Origin of the sequence: Kosakonia oryziphila (assembly GCF_900094795.1) — a bacterium.
GTDB classification, from domain to species: Bacteria; Pseudomonadota; Gammaproteobacteria; order Enterobacterales; family Enterobacteriaceae; genus Kosakonia; species Kosakonia oryziphila.
On sequence record NZ_FMBC01000003.1, the window covers coordinates 105835 to 125047 of the forward strand.

Annotated in this window: 18 protein-coding genes and 1 riboswitch; of the genes, 10 read left to right on the forward strand and 8 right to left on the reverse strand. The window is 54.8% G+C overall.

All coding sequences use genetic code 11. The features are described from left to right. The first annotated feature begins 16 nt into the window (after positions 1-16). On the forward strand, positions 17-1012 hold the full coding sequence (gene pgl, locus GA0061070_RS02600) for a 6-phosphogluconolactonase (RefSeq protein ID WP_090133395.1): 996 nt from the start codon (positions 17-19) through the stop codon (positions 1010-1012). A 58-nt stretch (positions 1013-1070) separates the two neighbouring features. Here the strand turns inward: pgl and GA0061070_RS02605 are convergent, their stop codons facing one another. The 3 genes from GA0061070_RS02605 to bioA form a co-directional block, all read right to left on the reverse strand. Further along, complete coding sequence (locus GA0061070_RS02605) at positions 1071-2348, reverse strand: putative acyl-CoA thioester hydrolase (RefSeq protein WP_090133397.1); 1278 nt, start codon at positions 2346-2348, stop codon at positions 1071-1073. A 450-nt stretch (positions 2349-2798) separates the two neighbouring features. Continuing rightward, the gene (locus tag GA0061070_RS02615) at positions 2799-3275 is read right to left on the reverse strand and encodes a kinase inhibitor (protein WP_090133399.1); all 477 of its coding nucleotides are present in this window, start codon (positions 3273-3275) and stop codon (positions 2799-2801) included. A 35-nt stretch (positions 3276-3310) separates the two neighbouring features. Further along, a complete protein-coding gene (gene bioA / locus GA0061070_RS02620; protein WP_167353522.1) occupies positions 3311-4597 on the reverse strand; it encodes an adenosylmethionine--8-amino-7-oxononanoate transaminase in 1287 nt (428 codons plus the stop codon). 86 nt (positions 4598-4683) lie between these two features. On the opposite strand from bioA, the gene bioB reads away from it, so the two are divergent. From bioB to bioD, 4 genes are read left to right on the forward strand one after another with little or no spacing between them, the layout of a single operon-like run. Then, a complete protein-coding gene (gene bioB / locus GA0061070_RS02625) occupies positions 4684-5724 on the forward strand; it encodes a biotin synthase BioB (RefSeq protein ID WP_090133403.1) in 1041 nt (346 codons plus the stop codon). Then, a complete protein-coding gene (gene bioF / locus GA0061070_RS02630; protein ID WP_090133405.1) occupies positions 5721-6875 on the forward strand; it encodes an 8-amino-7-oxononanoate synthase in 1155 nt (384 codons plus the stop codon). The genes bioB and bioF overlap by 4 nt, the downstream gene beginning before the upstream one ends. Then, positions 6862-7611 carry a malonyl-ACP O-methyltransferase BioC gene (gene bioC, locus GA0061070_RS02635; protein ID WP_090133407.1) on the forward strand — a complete coding sequence of 250 codons (750 nt, stop codon included), beginning with the start codon at positions 6862-6864 and terminating at the stop codon, positions 7609-7611. The genes bioF and bioC overlap by 14 nt, the downstream gene beginning before the upstream one ends. Next, positions 7604-8326 (forward strand): dethiobiotin synthase, encoded by a 723-nt coding sequence (bioD, locus tag GA0061070_RS02640; RefSeq protein ID WP_090133409.1) that lies wholly within the window; start codon positions 7604-7606, stop codon positions 8324-8326. The genes bioC and bioD overlap by 8 nt, the downstream gene beginning before the upstream one ends. On the opposite strand, the gene GA0061070_RS02645 is transcribed toward bioD, so the two are convergent. Continuing rightward, positions 8268-8990, reverse strand: a complete 723-nt coding sequence (locus GA0061070_RS02645; RefSeq protein WP_090133411.1) for an ABC transporter ATP-binding protein — start codon at positions 8988-8990, stop codon at positions 8268-8270. The two genes, bioD and GA0061070_RS02645, sit on opposite strands and share 59 nt — an antisense overlap. A 1020-nt stretch (positions 8991-10010) precedes the next feature. Between GA0061070_RS02645 and uvrB the strand changes: the two genes are divergently transcribed. After that, positions 10011-12032 carry an excinuclease ABC subunit UvrB gene (gene uvrB / locus GA0061070_RS02655; RefSeq protein ID WP_090133413.1) on the forward strand — a complete coding sequence of 674 codons (2022 nt, stop codon included), beginning with the start codon at positions 10011-10013 and terminating at the stop codon, positions 12030-12032. 105 nt (positions 12033-12137) lie between these two features. Here uvrB and pmrB read toward each other — a convergent pair whose 3' ends face one another. The 4 genes from pmrB to yvcK all read right to left on the reverse strand — a co-directional run bounded on the left by pmrB (position 12138) and on the right by yvcK (position 16594). Next, positions 12138-13265, reverse strand: coding sequence for a two-component system sensor histidine kinase PmrB (gene pmrB / locus GA0061070_RS02660; RefSeq protein ID WP_090133416.1), 1128 nt, complete (start codon positions 13263-13265; stop codon positions 12138-12140). A 3-nt stretch (positions 13266-13268) separates the two neighbouring features. After that, the gene (gene pmrA, locus GA0061070_RS02665; protein ID WP_090133418.1) at positions 13269-13940 is read right to left on the reverse strand and encodes a two-component system response regulator PmrA; all 672 of its coding nucleotides are present in this window, start codon (positions 13938-13940) and stop codon (positions 13269-13271) included. Next, positions 13937-15580, reverse strand: coding sequence for a phosphoethanolamine transferase EptA (gene eptA / locus GA0061070_RS02670; RefSeq protein WP_090133473.1), 1644 nt, complete (start codon positions 15578-15580; stop codon positions 13937-13939). Before eptA ends, pmrA begins: the two co-directional genes overlap by 4 nt. 105 nt (positions 15581-15685) lie before the next feature. Continuing rightward, the gene (gene yvcK, locus GA0061070_RS02675) at positions 15686-16594 is read right to left on the reverse strand and encodes a uridine diphosphate-N-acetylglucosamine-binding protein YvcK (protein WP_090133420.1); all 909 of its coding nucleotides are present in this window, start codon (positions 16592-16594) and stop codon (positions 15686-15688) included. Between the two features lie 227 nt (positions 16595-16821). Beyond that, a riboswitch (molybdenum cofactor riboswitch) is annotated at positions 16822-16979 on the forward strand. Between yvcK and moaA the strand changes: the two genes are divergently transcribed. From moaA to moaD, 4 genes are all read left to right on the forward strand, one after another. Next, complete coding sequence (moaA, locus tag GA0061070_RS02680) at positions 16967-17956, forward strand: GTP 3',8-cyclase MoaA (protein ID WP_090133421.1); 990 nt, start codon at positions 16967-16969, stop codon at positions 17954-17956. Its footprint overlaps the riboswitch before it by 13 nt. Before the next feature lie 17 nt (positions 17957-17973). Then, a complete protein-coding gene (moaB, locus tag GA0061070_RS02685; RefSeq protein ID WP_090133423.1) occupies positions 17974-18486 on the forward strand; it encodes a molybdenum cofactor biosynthesis protein B in 513 nt (170 codons plus the stop codon). A gap of 3 nt (positions 18487-18489) precedes the next feature. Next, complete coding sequence (gene moaC / locus GA0061070_RS02690) at positions 18490-18975, forward strand: cyclic pyranopterin monophosphate synthase MoaC (protein ID WP_090133425.1); 486 nt, start codon at positions 18490-18492, stop codon at positions 18973-18975. After that, positions 18968-19213, forward strand: coding sequence for a molybdopterin synthase sulfur carrier subunit (gene moaD, locus GA0061070_RS02695; RefSeq protein ID WP_043954175.1), 246 nt, complete (start codon positions 18968-18970; stop codon positions 19211-19213). The genes moaC and moaD overlap by 8 nt, the downstream gene beginning before the upstream one ends.

The following is a 19213-nucleotide window of genomic DNA, read 5'->3' on the forward strand; positions in this document are numbered from 1 at the left end:
GAGGAAAGGAGTGTTCATGAAACAAACCGTTTATACCGCCAGTCCGGAAAGCCAGCAGATCCATGTCTGGCGTTTGAATTCTGAGGGCACCCTGACGCTGGTTCAAGTCGTTGATGTGCCGGGTCAGGTTCAGCCGATGGTGGTCAGCCCGGATAAACGTTACCTCTACGTGGGCGTTCGCCCTGAATTTCGCGTTATCGCTTACCGTATCGCTCCTGACGACGGTGCGCTGACGTTTGAGGCGGAAGCGCCGTTGCCGGGTAGCCCGACGCATATTTCCACCGATCGCAGCGGCCGCTTCCTGTTCAGCGCCTCTTACAATGCGGGCAGCGTCAGCGTGACGCGCCTGGAAGACGGTATTCCGACCCAGAACGTCGATGTCGTGGAAGGGCTGGATGGATGCCACTCGGCGAACATCTCCCCGGACAATCGTACGCTGTGGGTTCCGGCGCTGAAGCAGGATCGTATCTGCCTGTTCACGCTGGCGGATGATGGCAATCTGACGGCGCAAAACCCGGCGGAAGTGACCACCGTGGAAGGCGCAGGCCCGCGTCATATGGTATTCCATCCGAACGCGCGTTTCGGCTATTGCGTGAATGAACTGAACAGCTCCGTTGATGTCTGGCAGTTGAGCGATGCGCACGGCAAAATCGAGTGTGTACAGACGCTGGATATTATGCCGTCAGATTTTACCGATACCCGCTGGGCAGCAGATATCCATATCACGCCGGATGGTCGTCATCTCTATACCTGCGATCGTACCGCCAGTCTGTTGACGATCTTCAGTGTCTCGGAAGATGGCAGCGTGCTGTCGCTGGAAGGGTTCCAGCCGACGGAAACACAGCCGCGCGGTTTCAACATCGATAAGAGCGGTAAGTATCTGATCGCGGCCGGGCAGAAATCGCACCATATCGCGCTGTATAAAATCTCCGGCGAGCAGGGGCTGCTGACCGAGAAAGCACGCTATGCGGTAGGCCAGGGGCCAATGTGGGTGGTGGTTAACGCCTTCTGATACTGAACATCAGCCATAAAAAAACCTCGCCGCCGCGAGGTTTTTTAGTACCACAGAATTATTTTTTCGGCTCAGCGACGACCTGGCTGCCCACGCCGCGGTTGTTAAACTCCCACATGCGGTTGAACTGCGGGTTGTTCAGCTCGCGCTGTACATTGCCTTTATCATCCACAGTGCCAACATTGCCTGCGTACGCACGGCCAGAAACAGCGGCATCTGCCCACGGTTTAGCGACATTAAAGCCTTCATTAATCACGCTGTCGCGGATAACGACCTGGCCGTTGGTATTGCCATCAACGTCCAGGGAACGGCCGAGCTGCGCCACGCCGTTGCCGGTAAAGCGGCTGTTTACGGCGAGGAAGCCGTAGTACAGGTTAGAGAGCGTCGCCGGGGCGAATACGTAGCCTTCTTTCTGCGTGCGGGAGTTCACTACGCGGAAATCAGTGTTATCAAACACCACAGCGCCACGACCAGAGACGATATCAACATCCCCTTCGAGGTAGCTGTTGGTCACCAGCGTACGGGTCTGGCGATCACTACGCAGGGTGTTGTCCACGTTGCTGTTGGTAACAAAGAAGGTGTTCTGGCGACCCAGAATGTTGACGTTGTTGATCTGTACCTTATCGCCATCACTGCGCAGCGCTACCGCCTGGTGGTTGCCCGCATCAACACTGTCGCCCAGCGTGTTCTGAATAGTCAGGTTCTGCAATTGCAGTCCATTGTTCTGTGACCAGAAAACCGCAGAACACATCACACCGACCGTAGCGGTGCGTTTGCGCTGGCAGTTATCGAACATGTACCACGCCGGTTTACCCGGCATATATTTGCCTGATGGATTGACCAGACGGCGCCAGGTGTTCGGATCGGTTTCAGAATCAATCGCCAGCCCGATTTTTACGTCCAGCGCTTTCTCGCCGGTACCGTAAATAGTCACGCTGCCGGAGGCGGCTGGCACATACACCGTACCTTCATACTCGCCCGGCATCACTGCGATATATTGACGATCGCTGGCATGCTTGTTGATTGCCGCGTCTACCGCAGCCTGAATGGTGGTATGCGTTACGCCTGGAGTACCTGCCGGGCCAACCACGAAGTCTGCTTTTTGCGGCAGACGGATCGAAACCGGTTTCCATACCGCGCCGTCCGGCGTCATCGAGGTAAAGTAGCGATCCGCCACGAAGTTCTTCGCTTCGCCCTCGCTGAGGACTGGACGTGACGTCGTGCCCGGTGCCTTCTGTTCAGAGGGACGTTCAGCCGGCGGGGTTGAGCTACAGGCGGTCAGTGTCACGCCAAAAGCGAGCGCCAGCGCCAGACGGGAAACCGATGATGTGTTCAAAGCGTGCTCCAGACTATGCAAAATTGAAAGGGTTACGTCAAAGCCTGCATTTTTATACTAAGTTGAGCGAAACGGGAAGCCAAAATCGAAAAAAGTCACCGGTAAATGAGTGAAATTGACCGCGATTTTACAGATGGGGGAATTCCCGCCGCACAAAGGCGTCGGCGGGAAGGGCAATTAAGGATGCAGGATGAGACCTTTGATCACTTTATCGATGGTTTTTTTCGGTCTGCGCAGGGCAATACCGACCAGATTCATTGCCCCCGCATCTTCTTGCTAAAACACGGCGCGGTTAGTGCCATCATTGCCGGTAGAGAACATCGCTTCCACATATGTGGCACAACCGTGACTTTTCGCTCCAGCCCTTTGCGGTGGGTACGCTGCAAATCAGCCAGCGTACCGGCGAAAATCCACCCAGTCGCCGGGCGCACTACGTTGCGCGCACATTAATTAGCTGAACATCGCAGTAATGCTGGCGCTGGCCAGTTTATGAAAATGGACGTTAAAACCGACCATCGCACCGCTGGCGTTTTCATCCACCTCCAGATGCTCCACATCGAGCGCGTAAACAGTAAAGATGTAGCGATGGGTTTCACCTTTCGGCGGCGCAGCGCCACCGTAACCGGCTTTGCCGAAATCGGTGCGCGTCTGAATCGCCCCTTCCGGCAGTTCAGCGACGCCAGAACCGGCGCCCTGCGGCAGAACGCGCGTATCGGCAGGCAGGTTGGCGATAATCCAGTGCCACCAGCCAGAGCCGGTCGGCGCATCAGGGTCATAGCAGGTGACGACAAAACTTTTGGTTCCGGCAGGGACATCGTCCCATGCCAGATGCGGGGAAAGGTTATCGCCATCGTAACCCATGCCGTTAAACACATGGCGATTCGGCAGTTTTTCGCCGTCGCGTAAATCATGACTGATAAGCTTCATTGCGGGCTCCTGGTTTTGTTCAGACTGAGTGTAGCCTAAGCGAACAGATCGCTGCGTGCAACGGCGCGATTCACCGCGCGGGTCAGTCGTGACAACTGCTCTGGCGTAATGATGTATGGCGGCATCAGGTAGATGAGCTTGCCAAATGGCCGGATCCACACGCCTTGTTCAACAAAGAAACGCTGTAGTGCCGCCATATTTACTGGCGAGCGGGTTTCTACCACTCCTATTGCACCGAGCACGCGGACATCTGCCACCGTGGCAGATCGCGCCGCAGGTGCCAGTTCCTCTTTGAGCTGGGTTTCAATGGCCGCAACCTGCTCACGCCATGCGCCGCTTTCGAGAAGCGTCAGGCTGGCGGTTGCTGCCGCGCAGGCCAGCGGATTGCCCATAAATGTCGGGCCATGCATAAAACAGCCTGCTTCGCCGTTACTGATGGTTTCAGCGACCTGTCGCGTGGTCAGCGTGGCGGAGAGTGTCATCGTGCCGCCGGTCAGCGCTTTGCCGAGGCACAGAATGTCCGGTGTGATATCCGCATGTTCGCAGGCAAACAGTTTACCGGTACGGCCAAAGCCAGTGGCAATTTCGTCAGCAATCAGCAAAATGCCTTCGCGATCGCACATTTTACGTATGCGTTTTAGCCACTCCGGGTGATACATGCGCATACCGCCCGCGCCCTGCACGATGGGTTCCAGGATCACTGCCGCGATCTCATGGCGATGTGCTGCCATCAGCCGGGCAAACGCTACCATATCAAGCTCGCTCCATTCACCATCGAAGCGGCTTTGCGGCGCAGGCGCGAACAGGTTCTCCGGCAGATAGCCTTTCCACAAGCTGTGCATGGAGTTGTCCGGATCGCAGACCGACATTGCGCCAAAAGTATCGCCGTGGTAGCCGTTGCGGAAGGTGAGAAAACGCTGCCGCGCTTCGCCTTTTGCCTGCCAGTATTGCAACGCCATCTTCATCGCCACTTCCACGGCCACCGAACCGGAATCTGCCAGGAATACACACTCCAGCGCCCCGGGTGTCATCGCAACCAGCTTGCGACAGAGATCGATCGCCGGTTGATGCGTTATGCCGCCGAACATCACATGAGAAACTGTATCAATCTGCGCTTTCATCGCTGCGTTCAACGCCGGATGACCATAGCCATGAATTGCCGCCCACCAGGAAGACATACCATCCACCAGCCGCTCGCCGCTGTTGAGGTAAAGCTCGCAGCCCTGGGCAGATTGCAGCGGATAAACCGGCAGGGGAGAGGTCATTGACGTGTACGGGTGCCAGATATGGCGCTGGTCAAAAGCGAAATCGTCTGCGGTCATAATCGACTTGTAAACCAAATTAAAAAGTTTTAGGTTTACGAGTTTACACCGAATCAAAAATTAACAACACCCTTTGGAGACGCCCGATGGCTCACCACGCACGCTGGACAATGTCGCAAGTTAACGCTCTGTTTGAAAAACCACTTCTTGAACTGCTGTTCGAGGCGCAGCAGGTTCACCGTCAACACTTTGATCCACGCCAGGTTCAGGTCAGTACGCTGCTGTCGATCAAGACCGGTGCCTGCCCGGAGGATTGTAAATATTGCCCGCAGAGCGCGCGCTATAAAACCGGGCTGGAATCCGAACGGCTGATGGAAGTGGAGCAGGTGCTGGAATCCGCGCGCCAGGCGAAGCTCGCTGGATCAACGCGTTTTTGTATGGGCGCAGCCTGGAAAAACCCGCACGATCGCGACATGCCGTACCTTGAAAAAATGGTTGAAGGGGTCAAAGAGATGGGGATGGAAGCCTGCATGACACTTGGCACGCTGAATGAAAACCAGGCGCAGCGCCTTGCCAGCGCCGGGCTGGATTACTACAACCACAACCTCGACACCTCACCGGAGTTTTACGGCAATATCATCACCACCCGCACCTACCAGGAGCGTCTCGACACGCTGGATAAAGTGCGCGAAGCCGGGATCAAAGTCTGTTCGGGCGGCATCGTCGGGCTAGGGGAAACGGTGAAAGATCGCGCTGGTCTGCTGCTGCAACTGGCGAACCTGCCCACACCGCCGGAGAGCGTGCCGATTAACATGTTGGTAAAGGTCAAAGGTACGCCGCTGGCCGATAACGATGATGTCGATGCTTTTGATTTTATCCGCACCATCGCTATTGCCCGCATCATGATGCCCACTTCCCATGTGCGTCTTTCTGCCGGTCGCGAACAGATGAACGAACAGACCCAGGCGATGTGTTTTATGGCCGGGGCGAATTCCATTTTCTACGGTTGCAAACTACTGACTACGCCAAACCCGGAAGAGGATAAAGATCTGCAACTGTTCCGTAAGCTTGGGCTGAACCCGCAGCAGACGGAAGTGCTGAAGGGTGATAACGAACAGCAACAGCAGATTGAGCAGCAACTGTTGCACGCCGATACGGAGCAATTCTACAACGCGGCAGCGCTATGAGTTGGCAACAGCGTATTGATTTGCGGCTTCGCGAACGCCGCGCGGCAGATGCTCTGCGCTCGCGCCAACCTGTGGTACAGGGCGCAGGACGCTGGCTGACGGTCGGGGAGCGGCGTTTTTGCAACTTCTCCAGTAATGATTACCTCGGTTTAAGCCAGCATCCGGCAGTGGTACGCGCCTGGCAACAGGGTGCGGAATGCTACGGCGTGGGCAGTGGAGGTTCCGGGCACGTCAGCGGCTACACCGTGGCACATCAGGCGCTGGAAAACGAGCTGGCCGAATGGCTGGGATACCCGCGCGCGCTACTGTTTATCTCTGGCTTTTCCGCCAATCAGGCGGCGATCGCCGCGCTGACCGATAAAGAGGATCGGGTTGTCGCCGACAAGCTGAGCCACGCTTCGTTGCTGGAAGCCGCCAGCAACAGTCCGGCGCAGTTGCGGCGTTTTGCGCACAATGATGTGGTGCAGATGCGAACGTTACTGGCAAAACCCATTGACGGCCAGCAATTGGTGGTCACCGAAGGTATTTTCAGTATGGATGGCGACAGCGCGCCGCTAGGTGATATCGCTCAGGCAGCGCGTGAGGCGAAGGCGTGGCTGATGGTTGACGACGCGCACGGCATTGGCGTAGTTGGCGAGCAGGGGCGTGGCAGTTGCCATCTGCATGGCATCAAACCCGAGATATTGATTGTTACCTTTGGCAAAGGTTTTGGCGTCAGCGGTGCGGCGGTACTGTGCAGCGAAACGGTTGCCGACTATCTGTTGCAATTTGCCCGCCATCTGATTTACAGCACCGCAATGCCACCGGCACAGGCAATGGCGCTTAGCGCGGCATTAGGGGTGATCCGTAGTAATGAAGGTGAGCAACGCCGGGCAACGCTGGCGGCACTGATTGCGCGTTTTCGCCACGGTGCGGCGCAACTACCGATGACGCTGGCAGATTCAGAGAGCGCCATTCAGCCACTGATTGTCGGTGATAACACGCGCGCCCTGCATCTGGCGGAGCGTCTGCGACAGCAAGGTTGCTGGGTAACCGCGATTCGTCCGCCGACCGTCCCGCCAGGTACCGCGCGCCTGCGCCTGACGCTGACGGCGGCTCATCAGGCGGAAGATATTGATCGTCTGCTGGAGGCGTTATATGGCGGTGAATAAACGCGCAGTGGCCGCTGCATTTGGTCGTGCGGCGCAAAGTTACGCCCACCACGATGCATTGCAGCGGCTGAGCGCTGATCTGCTGTTGAGGCAACTGGGCGACATCACCCCGTCGAACGTTCTTGATGCTGGCTGCGGCCCCGGTGCCATGAGTCGTTACTGGCACAGGCAGGGCAGTAACGTGACGGCGCTGGATCTCTCGGCCACCATGCTGGATGAAGCTCGCCGACAGCAGAGCGCCGATCACTATCTGCTGGGAGATATCGAAGCGCTGCCACTGCCGGATGTACAGTTCTCACTGGTGTGGAGCAATCTCGCCGTGCAGTGGTGTGATGATTTACGCCTGGCCATCAACGAACTCTGTCGCGTGACGCAACCCGGCGGCCTGGTGGCATTGACCACGCTAGTGGAAGCGTCGTTGCCGGAATTGAATCAGGCCTGGCGAGCGGTGGACGATCGGCCGCATGCTAATCATTTTTTATCCCTTTCGGCCATCGAACAGGCTTTAGCAGGCTGGTCGTTACGCAGCGGTGTCGAGAGCATCACCTTGCATTTTGATGACGCCGCCCGCGCGTTGCGGTCTCTGAAAGGCATTGGCGCGACACATTTACACGACGGCAGGCAGCAGGGACTGACGCGGGGAAAACTGCAACGTCTACAGCTCGCCTGGCCGCAGCAGCAGGGGAAATGTCCTCTGACATATCATCTTTTTTGGGGAGTTATCACGCGTGATTGAACGCTACTTTGTCACCGGCACGGATACCGAAGTGGGGAAAACCATCGCCAGTTGCGCACTGCTACAGGCGGCCAATCTGCGCGGTTTACGCAGCGCAGGTTATAAACCGGTTGCATCCGGCAGTGAAATGACGGCGCAGGGGCTGCGAAATAGCGACGCGCTGGCGTTGCAGCAGCACAGCAGTCTGCCGCTGGATTATAAGACCGTGAACCCTTACACCTTTGCGGAACCGACCTCGCCACATATTGTCAGCGCCTCTCTGGGCGAACCGATTGATGCCGCTGTGATGTCCGCCGGGTTACGCACGCTGGAAACGCAAGCTGAATGGCTGCTGGTGGAAGGGGCGGGCGGTTGGTTTACGCCGCTTTCAGAAACCTTCACCTATGCGGACTGGGTTATCCAGGAGCAGTTACCGGTGATTCTGGTAGTGGGCGTGAAATTGGGCTGTATCAACCACGCCATGCTGACTGCGCAGGCGGTACGCCAGGCAGGATTAAGGCTGGTGGGCTGGATTGCTAACGATGTGGTGGCGCCAGGCGCGCGTCACCGGGAGTATATGGCGACGCTGCGGCGCGTGATGCAGGCTCCACTGATTGGTGAAATCCCCTGGTTTGCCCACGCGCCCGAAAAAGAAAAAACAGGTCATTTTCTTGATCTCAGCGTACTGACTCCCGTGTCATCCAGTGTGACAACATTTGATCATCCAGTTGTCTGACATCTCCCTGTGCGACGTTGCGCCCCCGGTGCAATAGACAAAAACGGTCAGCTACCCGGCGAATGAATGAGAGATGCTGCTCGGCTAATAAAATGGTCATGCCGAATTCCTGATTCAGTCGCACGATCAGGTTGCCCAGTTTATGGATAAACGCCTGGCCCAGCCCGCGCGTCGGCTCATCAAGCAAGAGCAACCGCGGGCGGGTGACCAGCGCTCGCGCCATCGCCAGTTGCTGCTGGTTATCCTCTGACAGTTCTGCTCCACGTACCGGGCGCATCGGATACAGCTCCGGGAACAGGTCGTAAATATCGCGTCCCATGACGCTTCCCGGCTCGCCGACAGCACGCATGGCAATATGCAGATTCTCCTCCACGGTCAATTGTGAAAAGATGCGCCGGTCCTGTGGCACATAGCCAATTCCCATCGCGCTGCGGTGTTCCGCCTGAATATTCAGCAGATCGCACGGTGGTGCGCCGGCTTCCTGCCAAATCATGCTGCCGCTCTCAACGGGTAAATAACCGGAAATGCAATTTATGAGAGTCGTTTTCCCCATTCCTGGCATGCCGATGATCGAATTACATACGCCCGGGGTTAAATCAAGATCAACATTCCATAACGTATGCTGATTACCGTAGTACTGGTTTACTGCGCGTAAGCTCAACATTGTCCGCTCCTTCTTACGGCTCTGGTGACCATTTCGTATTGCAAAAGGCTTGCCAGAAGCAAAAAAAGGCTTTTTTTTCGGATGCCGCTGATAAAACTGCTGTTTAACACGCAGGAAAGAGAGAACGCAGGTAAATATCCTGCACTTTGCCAGTGCTACCAGTGTCGGGTTGTGGTGCAGCAAAGTGACAATTTGTGATTGGTATCTCATGAGAATGACGTCTTTGTTTAGCTGATAATAAGCAAAAAGAAATGATAAAAATTTTTTAATGAGTAGTGATTGGGTCTTGTTGGGAATTTGTCGGCTGGCGAGGTATACGGGCTGGCGGCAGTTATCCACTATTCCTGTGGATAACCTTGTGTATTAGAGTTAGAAAACGCGCGGCAAGCGAGAGCGGACGCGGCTTTCGTCTGAATTGGCGCGAAACCCGGCTTTTTGAATTAATTATTGTTTATCAATTGGTTATATAAAAGCAATGGTTGTAAGAAAAGTGTCATTGCTTGCCACAAAACTTTCAAGCTGCTGCTTGACAATTGTTAAAAAGTGAAGATTTCTGGGGATAACCCTCTGATGCTGGTGTTTTATCTTGTCGGGGAGGAAATTTCACGCGAAAACGCGTTTTCTTATCGCGAGTAGACCAAATCAGCTAACCTGCCACTGTTTTTTCATCCAGTATTATTTATTGGCAAAAGTGAACAGGGTGAGTAAAATTACCCTAAATAATTCGGGTTGCAGGAAGGCGGCGACGCAGTGACAAATTCGTCGGGAACAAATTTGCCCAACCAAAGGTTGGCCTCCGGTGAGAGACAGGATGTCTCTCAGTAATCCCCAGCAGCTTACATAAGTAAGTGACTGGGGTGAGCGACAAATCTGCCGGGAGCAGATTTGAACGCTGTAAGCAGCGGCCCCGAAGGGGTAAGGCTCAGGGATGAGGCGAATAAAAAAGCCAACACACATGCAACTTGAAGTATGACGGGTATATGTTATCTGCCTGCTCATTCCTCCACCAGGTGGCCGTTCATGAGTAAACCGTTCAAACTGAATTCTGCTTTTCGCCCCTCCGGCGACCAGCCTGAGGCGATTCGTCGGCTTAAGGAAGGTCTGGAAGACGGCCTCGCGCACCAGACGCTGCTGGGGGTTACCGGATCGGGTAAGACCTTTACTATTGCTAATGTTATTGCCGATCTGCAACGTCCGACGATGGTGTTGGCACCGAACAAAACGCTGGCGGCGCAGTTGTATGGCGAAATGAAGGAGTTTTTCCCGGAAAACGCGGTGGAGTATTTCGTCTCCTACTATGACTATTACCAGCCGGAAGCCTATGTGCCCAGCTCCGATACCTTTATCGAAAAAGATGCCTCGGTGAACGAGCATATCGAGCAGATGCGTCTGTCCGCGACGAAGGCGCTGCTGGAACGTCGGGATGTGGTGGTCGTGGCGTCCGTTTCGGCCATCTATGGTCTGGGCGATCCGGATCTCTATCTGAAGATGATGCTCCATCTGACTAACGGCATGATTATCGACCAGCGTTCGATTCTGCGTCGGCTGGCAGAGCTTCAGTACACCCGCAATGATCAGGCTTTCCAGCGCGGGACGTTTCGCGTTCGTGGGGAAGTGATTGATATCTTCCCGGCGGAATCGGATGACCTGGCGCTGCGTGTGGAGCTATTCGACGAAGAAGTAGAGCGTCTGTCGTTGTTTGACCCGCTCACTGGCCATGTGGAATCGACTGTTCAACGCTTCACCATCTATCCAAAAACGCACTATGTGACGCCGCGCGAGCGTATCGTGCAGGCGATGGAAGAGATTAAAGATGAACTGGCGGAACGGCGCAAAACGCTGCTGGCGAACAATAAGCTACTGGAAGAGCAGCGTCTCAGCCAGCGCACGCAGTTCGATCTGGAGATGATGAACGAGCTGGGCTACTGCTCCGGCATTGAAAACTACTCGCGCTACCTCTCCGGGCGCGGTCCTGGCGAGCCGCCGCCGACGTTGTTTGATTACTTGCCGCCTGATGGTTTGCTGGTGATCGACGAATCCCACGTCACCATCCCGCAGATCGGCGGGATGTTTCGGGGCGACCGTGCGCGTAAAGAGACGCTGGTGGAGTACGGTTTCCGTCTGCCGTCGGCGCTGGATAACCGTCCGCTGAAATTTGAAGAGTTTGAGGCGCTGGCACCGCAGTCTATCTATGTTTCGGCGACGCCGGGCAATTACGAGCTGGAGAAATCCGGCGATGAAGTGATTGACCAGGTAGTACGTCCGACTGGTTTGCTGGATCCCATCATCGAAGTGCGTCCGGTGGCGACACAGGTTGACGATCTGCTGTCGGAAATCCGCATCCGCGCGGCCATCAACGAGCGCGTGCTGGTGACGACGTTGACCAAGCGTATGGCGGAAGATCTCACCGAATATCTGGAAGAGCACGGTGAGCGGGTGCGTTATCTGCACTCCGATATTGATACGGTTGAACGTATGGAAATTATCCGCGACCTGCGTCTCGGCGAGTTTGATGTGCTGGTGGGCATTAACCTGTTGCGCGAAGGGCTGGATATGCCTGAGGTGTCGCTGGTGGCGATCCTGGATGCGGACAAAGAGGGCTTTCTGCGTTCGGAGCGTTCACTGATTCAGACCATTGGCCGCGCAGCGCGTAACATCAACGGGAAAGCGATTCTGTATGGCGATAAGATCACGCCGTCAATGGCGAAAGCCATCGGGGAAACCGAACGCCGCCGCGAAAAACAGCATCGCTACAACGAGGAGCACGGTATCACACCGCAGGGCCTGAACAAGAAAGTGGTAGATATTCTGGCGCTGGGTGAAGGGCTGGCGAAAACGCGTGCGAAAGGGCGCGGCAAAACCCGCACACCGGCGCAGGTGGAAGCGGCAGAACTGGCGTTGACGCCGAAAGCGCTGCAACAGAAAATCCACGAACTGGAAGGGCTGATGATGCAGCATGCGCAGAATCTGGAATTCGAAGAGGCGGCGCAGGTGCGCGATCAACTACACCAGCTACGTGAACTATTTATTGCGGCATCTTAATGTTTGCTTAACCTGGTCATGGCACACTGCCCCGCTATTTTGGAGGGCAGTGTCATGCAGAAGTTTAACGTTCGTGAATTTTTAGCCGTCGCCTTCGCACTGGTGTTAGTGATCGGTTTCGTTCGTCTGTGGGTGTTGAGTTACTGATGGCAAATGGTGGGTGACCGGAAGAAATTTAACCCACGCCCGCACCCCGGATTGTGTCAGGCGGTTGTGCAAAAAGAACTGCGCGTCATGAAGCTGTGCGATGCGCGACACGATGCTTAACCCCAACCCGGTTCCGCCGTAACGGCTGTCCATGCGGACAAACGCTTTGCTCAGTTCTCCGCTACAGCTCTCATCAATGCCCGGACCTTCATCCTCTACGGCCAGTACTGGCATAGCAGCCTGTTCGAGGCGTATCGTAATGACTGAACCTTCCGGACTATAGCGGTACGCATTTTCCACCAGATTTCTCACCAGCAGCCGTAACAGCGTGGCATCGCCGGAGACGGCAATATCTGCGTCAACTTCCGGCACCGACAGCGTTTGCTTGCGCCCGGCGAGCATGGTTTCCAGCTCGTTGCGAATGGGCATCACCACGTCGGCCATCAGCTCTACCTGCTGGTAACTGCCTGCCGAAAAAGATTGCCCAACGCGAGCAAGCAGCAGCAACTGCGCGATGTTTTCCGTCATTTGTTCGATCCGCTGTACCAGCGGATTGACGTTAATGCCGCTGGTTTTTGCCATCAGTTCCAGGTGCAACCGCAGCCCGGCCAGCGGCGTGCGTAGCTCATGCGCCACATCAGCGGTAAATAGCCGCTCACGATCCAGTGTGAGCGTCAGTCGTGAAACGAGGTTGTTAATCGATGTCGTAACCGCTTCTACTTCGCTGACACTGTGGTTTAACGTAATCGGTTGCAGGTTGTTCGGCGTACGTTTATTCAGCTCTTCCTCTAACTCCAGCAGCGGGCGAGTAATGGCTTTGACCGCCTGCATACAAAGCAGCAACGCCAGCCCGATAATCAGCAGGCTTGGCACTAACAGGCTGGCGACCGCCTCGCGGACTTCATGTTCAACAAGTTTACGGTTGTGATGGTTGTGGAGCGCCGCCTGCACCAGCAACTGGATCTGCTCTTCACTTTCATGCCACAGCCAGAACACACTGACCAACTGACAAAACACCAGAATTCCGCCGATGGTCAGCAGCAGACGGCGGCGCATGCTCCAGTGGCTGAAATTGAAAAACGCCATTGATTACTCCCGGTGTTGCGGATGAACCAGCATATAGCCAAACCCGCGGACGGTTCGGATGCGTGACTTACCAATTTTGTCGCGCAGATTATGAATATGTACTTCCAGCGTATTGGTCGAGGGCTCGTTGTCCCAGTTGTAGATATCGTTATAGAGAATTTCCCGGTGCACCGGGCTGTCGGCTTTCAGCATCAGGCGCGAAAGCAAGGCGTACTCTTTCGGCGTCAGATCCAGCAACTGGTTGTCCAGCCACGCCTGGCGGCGGGTGACATTCAGTGTCAGATTACCGTGGGTAATTTCATTATCACCTTGATTATGACGACGGCGCAGCAGCGCGCGGATACGAGCATTCAGTTCATCGAGCGCGAAGGGTTTGATCAGGTAGTCGTCCGCGCCAGTATCCAGCCCGGCGACGCGATCTTCCAGTGTATCGCGTGCCGTGAGAATCAGCACCGGCTGGGTATATTTTTCTCGACGCAAACGGGCGAGCAAATGTAATCCGTCTTCATCGGGCAGACCAAGATCGAGCACGATCAGGCTGTAGTGGCCGTTCGCCAGACACAACACCGCTTCGTGCGCGGTGGATACACCATCGCAGGCATATCCTTCGCTTTGCATCGCCAGAATCAACCCCTGCAACAGCAGGGCATCGTCTTCAACCACCAGAATCTTCATTTCGCCTGCTCCCGGCACGACGTTAAAATATCGTCTGCAGCACGGTACTCTTTCGTGCTGACCCCCAGTATACCCAACATTGTCGGGAAGAGATTGTCCTGCGAAACCGCCTTCTCCCGCGCATTTTTTTGCAGACACTGGTCATCCACGCCGTAGCGTTTCTGGTAGTCATCGGACAACCAGATCAGCATCGGAATATGTTTTTGTGTTTCCGGTGCAATGGAATAAGGCAGACCGTGCAAATAGACGCCATTTTCACCCAGTGATTCACCATGATCGGAGAGATAAACCAGGCTGGTGGTAAATCTGTCCTGTTTGGACTGCAATAATTTGATCGCTTTATCAACGATATAGTCGATATACAAAATGGTATTATCGTAGGTATTTACCAGTTGCTGCTGTGAGCAGCTCTGAATTTCGTTGGTATCACAGGTCGGCGTAAATTTGCGGAACTGTGCTGGATAACGGTTGTAATAAGTCGGCCCGTGGCTACCAATGGTATGTAAAACGATAATGCCGTCGCCTTGTAATTTGTCGATATAGCTGGCGAGATCGTGGAACAGGATCTCATCCTGGCATTCGCCCTCAATGCAATATCCCGGCAGGTTTAATTGCGTCACATCCTGGTGCGGCACGCGATCGCAGGCGCCTTTACAACCACCATCATTTTCATTCCACATAACCTGAATGCCGGCGCGTTGGATAATATCCAGCAGCCCTTCCTGATGGTGGGCAAGCTGATCATCGTAATGTTCCCGCGTCATCCCTGAAAACATGCATGGGACCGAGACAGCCGTGGCGGTGCCGCAGGATGTCGCGTTCGGAAAGTAAATAACATTATCCTGTTTTAATAGTGGGTTAGTTTCGCGTTCATAACCGCCAAGTGAGAAATCCGCCGCACGAGACGTTTCCCCCACGACCAGTATGGTCAGGTTCTTACGCGGACCATTTTTCATTTCCGGGCGTTGCCGGGCATCTTCGCCAATACGTACCAGCGGCAAATTATCCATACGATTGTGGGAATACCAGGACAGAGACGCCACAATGGAGTTGGACGGGCTGAGAGATTTCACCAGCTCTTTATTATTGCGGAACAACGAGGCGTAATCTTTATAAAACAGCAATGCCACCAGTACGATAAGTAGCGCAGAAATAACGATACTGGCTGCGCGATACGCGATGCTGTGCAGCGCTGATTGCGCCGGTTTAATTTTAATCAGCCATGCAATAAGTATCGGTACAATGGCAGTCAGTAAAATCGTCAGCACCATTTTTGTCGACATCAGGGCGAAACTTTCCGCCGAAGTGGTGTCGAGAATATTGGTGATCATCGAGCGGTCGATGACGATACCAAAGGTCGAAATAAAATATTGCGCTGCCGCGCTGACCAGCACAAACAGCGTGATAACCGGGCGTTCAAGAAAGAAAAATGACGCCAGCGACAGCACGATATTGATCACGCTGAAGGCTACCAGCGGCATTGACAGAAACACCAGCCAGTTACGCAGCGAGTTCACCGGTAATAGCGTAAAAGCCTGATGGTAGAAAACGATATTCAGCGCCAGCGCTATATAGAGCGCAAACAGAATAATAAACTGAAGACGGCTTAACGCCGGTCGACGGAGGTGAAGCATACGTATTCTCAGGTCCAGCAAAGAAAAGAGGCACTATAGTGGCAGGCTTTTTTTAAGACAACCTTAAGAAATTAAGCTTTCCAGCGGCGAGCAAAAATGGCCGCCGAAAAGTTAAGACAATTGCTGTACCGCCTTTTCCAGCGCGGCTCGCAGCAGGTGACGATCGTGGCGGTAGGGGATATCGCCGGCTTCCAGCACTTCCTGAATAATTAATCTTTCAGTGACGGCGCTGACATTCACTTTTGGCCCGACCACCACGGCATCGATAATCTTTCTGCCGACATATTGTTCCATAATGGCCAATTTATCGGCGAGCGACAGGCTGGCAGCGGCGGGGCTGAGCTCTTTGCCCAGATTGCTGATAAACACAACAGGTGCGGGCGTACGGCGCAGCGCCTGCGCTAACTCTTCCAGCAGCAACAGCGGCAACAGGCTGGTGTAAAAGCTGCCGGGGCCGATGAGGATCAAATCCGCTTCGCCAATCGCCTGTATTGCTTCCTGGGTAGCGGATACTCTGGGAAACAGCATTAATTCCTGAATGGGCGCATGGAGTTGGTCGATATTCACTTCGCCATACACCTGATGTCCTTCGCCGTCTGTGGCCATTAAATCGACAGGCTGTTCCGACATGGGAATTAAAAAGGCATCCACTTTTAATAAACTACGAATTAAATTGATGGCCTCTAAAGGCCGCACGCTCAGGTGATCCAATGCTTTTAACATCAGATTTCCGAGGTTATGCCCGGAAAGTTCGCCATTGCCGCTAAAACGGTATTCAAACATCGTTGAGGCGACGCTCGGCTCGGTAATTAATTGGTTCAAACAGTTGCGCATATCGCCCCAGGCAATGCCGCCTTCTGAGCGGCGAATTCGCCCGGTAGAACCACCATTATCGGTAGTGGTTACAATGCCGGTGAGACGCGATCCCAGCGACGCAAGCGAAGACATCACTCGCCCCAGACCATGCCCGCCGCCGAGTGCGACAACATGATCCAGATCTGCCAGTGTGCGATTACGCATAATGATTCCTTAATAAGATTTACCGCGTTACGTTAGCCTAAATACCACCAAAAGACGATGCTTCGCTGAGTGGAAAATGACACATATCAATGCAAAAACGCGATTTTCTCGTACTCTGTAGCGAAAGTGCGCGATCACTGCGCTATATATGAATATATATAGCGATATTCATGATGGCGGAAAGCGTTCTCCCGCGCTACTATCGCCATAAGCAATTTTAGCGTTACTGACAAAACATACACTCTAGCCTCTTCGTCTACGTTTCCGGTTAATGGTGAAATATGACGGTTTGGCCGTAGCAAAACCGACAACGGTTTTGCTACCAGGGTGCAGGAAGAAATGACTGCATCTCCCGTATCTGGAAAGGTGTACATGGCCTCACAACTTACTGATGCGTTCGCGCGTAAGTTCTATTACTTGCGTTTGTCGATCACGGATGTGTGCAACTTTCGTTGCACCTACTGCTTGCCGGACGGTTACAAGCCGGGCGGCGTCAACAATAACGGCTTCCTCAGCGTCGATGAAATTCGCCGTGTCACGCGCGCCTTCAGCGCCATGGGCACAGAAAAAGTGCGCCTGACAGGCGGAGAACCTTCACTGCGCCGGGATTTCCCCGACATCATCGCCGCCGTACACGAAAACGCCGCCATTCGCCAAATCGCGGTGACAACCAACGGTTATCGGCTGGCCCGCGACGTTGCGCTGTGGCGCGATGCCGGGCTTACTGCCATCAATGTCAGCGTTGACAGCCTCGATGCCCGCCAGTTTCATGCGATTACCGGGCAAGACAAATTCCGCCAGGTGATGGACGGCATCGATGCTGCGTTTGCCGCTGGTTTCGCCAAAGTCAAAGTGAACACTGTGTTGATGCGCGATGTAAATCATCACCAGCTCGACACTTTTCTGGCGTGGATCAAATCGCGTCCCATCCAGCTGCGCTTTATCGAATTGATGGAGACTGGCGAGGGCAGCGAGCTGTTCCGCAATCATCACATCTCCGGCATGGTGCTGCGCGACGCGCTGCTCAAACGCGGCTGGATCCACCAGTTGCGCCAGCGCAGCGACGGCCCGGCACAAGTGTTCTGCCATCCGGACTACGTTGGTGAAATTGGTCTTATCATGCCGTATGAAAAAGATTTCTGCGCCAGTTGCAACCGCCTGCGCGTCTCCTCCACGGGCAAACTGCATTTATGTCTGTTCGGCGATGGCGGCGTGAATCTGCGCGACCTGATGCAGTCCGATGTACAGCAAACAATGCTGGAGCAACGTATTGCGGTAGCGCTGACGCATAAGAAGCAGACGCACTTCCTGCATGATGGCAACACGGGTATTACGCAAAACCTTTCCTACATTGGCGGCTAAGCCGCAAGGAGAATGAAATGAGCCAGGTCAGTGCTGAATTTATTCCGCTCAGGCTTGCTATTTTGACGGTGTCAAACCGTCGTGGCGAAGAGGATGATACCTCCGGTCACTGGCTGCGCGACGCCGCACACGATGCCGGTCATCAACTGGTGGCGAAAGCCATTGTCACAGAGAACCGTTACGCGATCCGTGCGCAGGTTTCTGCGTGGATCGCCAGCGACGACGTGCAGGTGGTGCTGATCACCGGCGGTACGGGGCTGACCGAGGGCGATCAGGTGCCTGAAGCACTGCTGCCGCTGTTCGATCGCGAAGTTGAGGGGTTTGGTGAAGTGTTCCGCATGCTCTCCTTCGAAGAGATTGGCACCGCGACGTTGCAGTCCCGCGCGGTGGCCGGTATCGCCAACAGGATGCTGATTTTCGCCATGCCCGGTTCGACAAAAGCCTGTCGCACTGCCTGGGAAAATATCATTGCGCCGCAGCTTGATGCGCGCACGCGTCCGTGTAATTTCCATCCCCATCTTAAGAAATAAGTTATGTCACAACTGACCCATATTAATGCTGAGGGTGAGGCGCATATGGTGGATGTTTCCGCCAAGGCCGAAACCGTTCGTGAAGCGCGCGCGGAAGCGTTTGTCACTATGCAGGCTCGCACGCTGGCGATGATTGTCGAAGGCAGCCACCATAAAGGCGATGTGTTTGCCACCGCGCGTATTGCGGGCATTCAGGCGGCGAAACGCACCTGGGAGTTGATCCCGTTGTGCCATCCGCTACTGCTGAGCAAAGTGGAAGTCCAGTTGCAGGCGCAGCCGGAGCACAGCCGTGTGCGTATCGAAGCGGTTTGCCGTCTGAGCGGTAAAACCGGCGTCGAAATGGAAGCGCTGACGGCGGCTTCAGTTGCCGCGCTGACTATCTACGATATGTGTAAAGCCGTGCAGAAAGATATGGTGATAGGCCCGGTGCGCCTGCTGGAAAAAAGCGGCGGCAAATCGGGGGATTTTAAGGTGAAACACGATGATTAATATTCTTTTCTTTGCGCAGGTGCGCGAGCTGGTCGGCTGCGACAGCCTGGTTTCGGAGACGGTTTTCCCGTCTGTAGAAGCGCTGCGCCAGCATCTGGCGGCAAAGAGCGATCGCTGGGCGCTGGCGCTCGAAGAGGGTAAGCTGCTGGCGGCGGTGAACCAGACGCTGGTCAGCTTCGAACACCCGTTGAGTAGCGGTGATGAAGTGGCGTTTTTCCCGCCGGTCACCGGAGGCTGA

Coding starts and splice junctions, on each gene's coding strand:
- GA0061070_RS02615 (WP_090133399.1), bottom strand. CDS start 3,275: ATGAAGCTTATCAGTCATGATTTACGCGACGGCGAAAAACTGCCGAAT.
- pmrA (WP_090133418.1), bottom strand. CDS start 13,940: ATGAAGATTCTGGTGGTTGAAGACGATGCCCTGCTGTTGCAGGGGTTG.
- bioF (WP_090133405.1), top strand. CDS start 5,721: ATGAGTTGGCAACAGCGTATTGATTTGCGGCTTCGCGAACGCCGCGCG.
- GA0061070_RS02645 (WP_090133411.1), bottom strand. CDS start 8,990: ATGTTGAGCTTACGCGCAGTAAACCAGTACTACGGTAATCAGCATACG.
- moaA (WP_090133421.1), top strand. CDS start 16,967: ATGGCCTCACAACTTACTGATGCGTTCGCGCGTAAGTTCTATTACTTG.
- uvrB (WP_090133413.1), top strand. CDS start 10,011: ATGAGTAAACCGTTCAAACTGAATTCTGCTTTTCGCCCCTCCGGCGAC.
- bioB (WP_090133403.1), top strand. CDS start 4,684: ATGGCTCACCACGCACGCTGGACAATGTCGCAAGTTAACGCTCTGTTT.
- moaD (WP_043954175.1), top strand. CDS start 18,968: ATGATTAATATTCTTTTCTTTGCGCAGGTGCGCGAGCTGGTCGGCTGC.
- pgl (WP_090133395.1), top strand. CDS start 17: ATGAAACAAACCGTTTATACCGCCAGTCCGGAAAGCCAGCAGATCCAT.
- yvcK (WP_090133420.1), bottom strand. CDS start 16,594: ATGCGTAATCGCACACTGGCAGATCTGGATCATGTTGTCGCACTCGGC.
- bioA (WP_167353522.1), bottom strand. CDS start 4,597: ATGACCGCAGACGATTTCGCTTTTGACCAGCGCCATATCTGGCACCCG.
- pmrB (WP_090133416.1), bottom strand. CDS start 13,265: ATGGCGTTTTTCAATTTCAGCCACTGGAGCATGCGCCGCCGTCTGCTG.
- moaB (WP_090133423.1), top strand. CDS start 17,974: ATGAGCCAGGTCAGTGCTGAATTTATTCCGCTCAGGCTTGCTATTTTG.
- bioC (WP_090133407.1), top strand. CDS start 6,862: ATGGCGGTGAATAAACGCGCAGTGGCCGCTGCATTTGGTCGTGCGGCG.
- moaC (WP_090133425.1), top strand. CDS start 18,490: ATGTCACAACTGACCCATATTAATGCTGAGGGTGAGGCGCATATGGTG.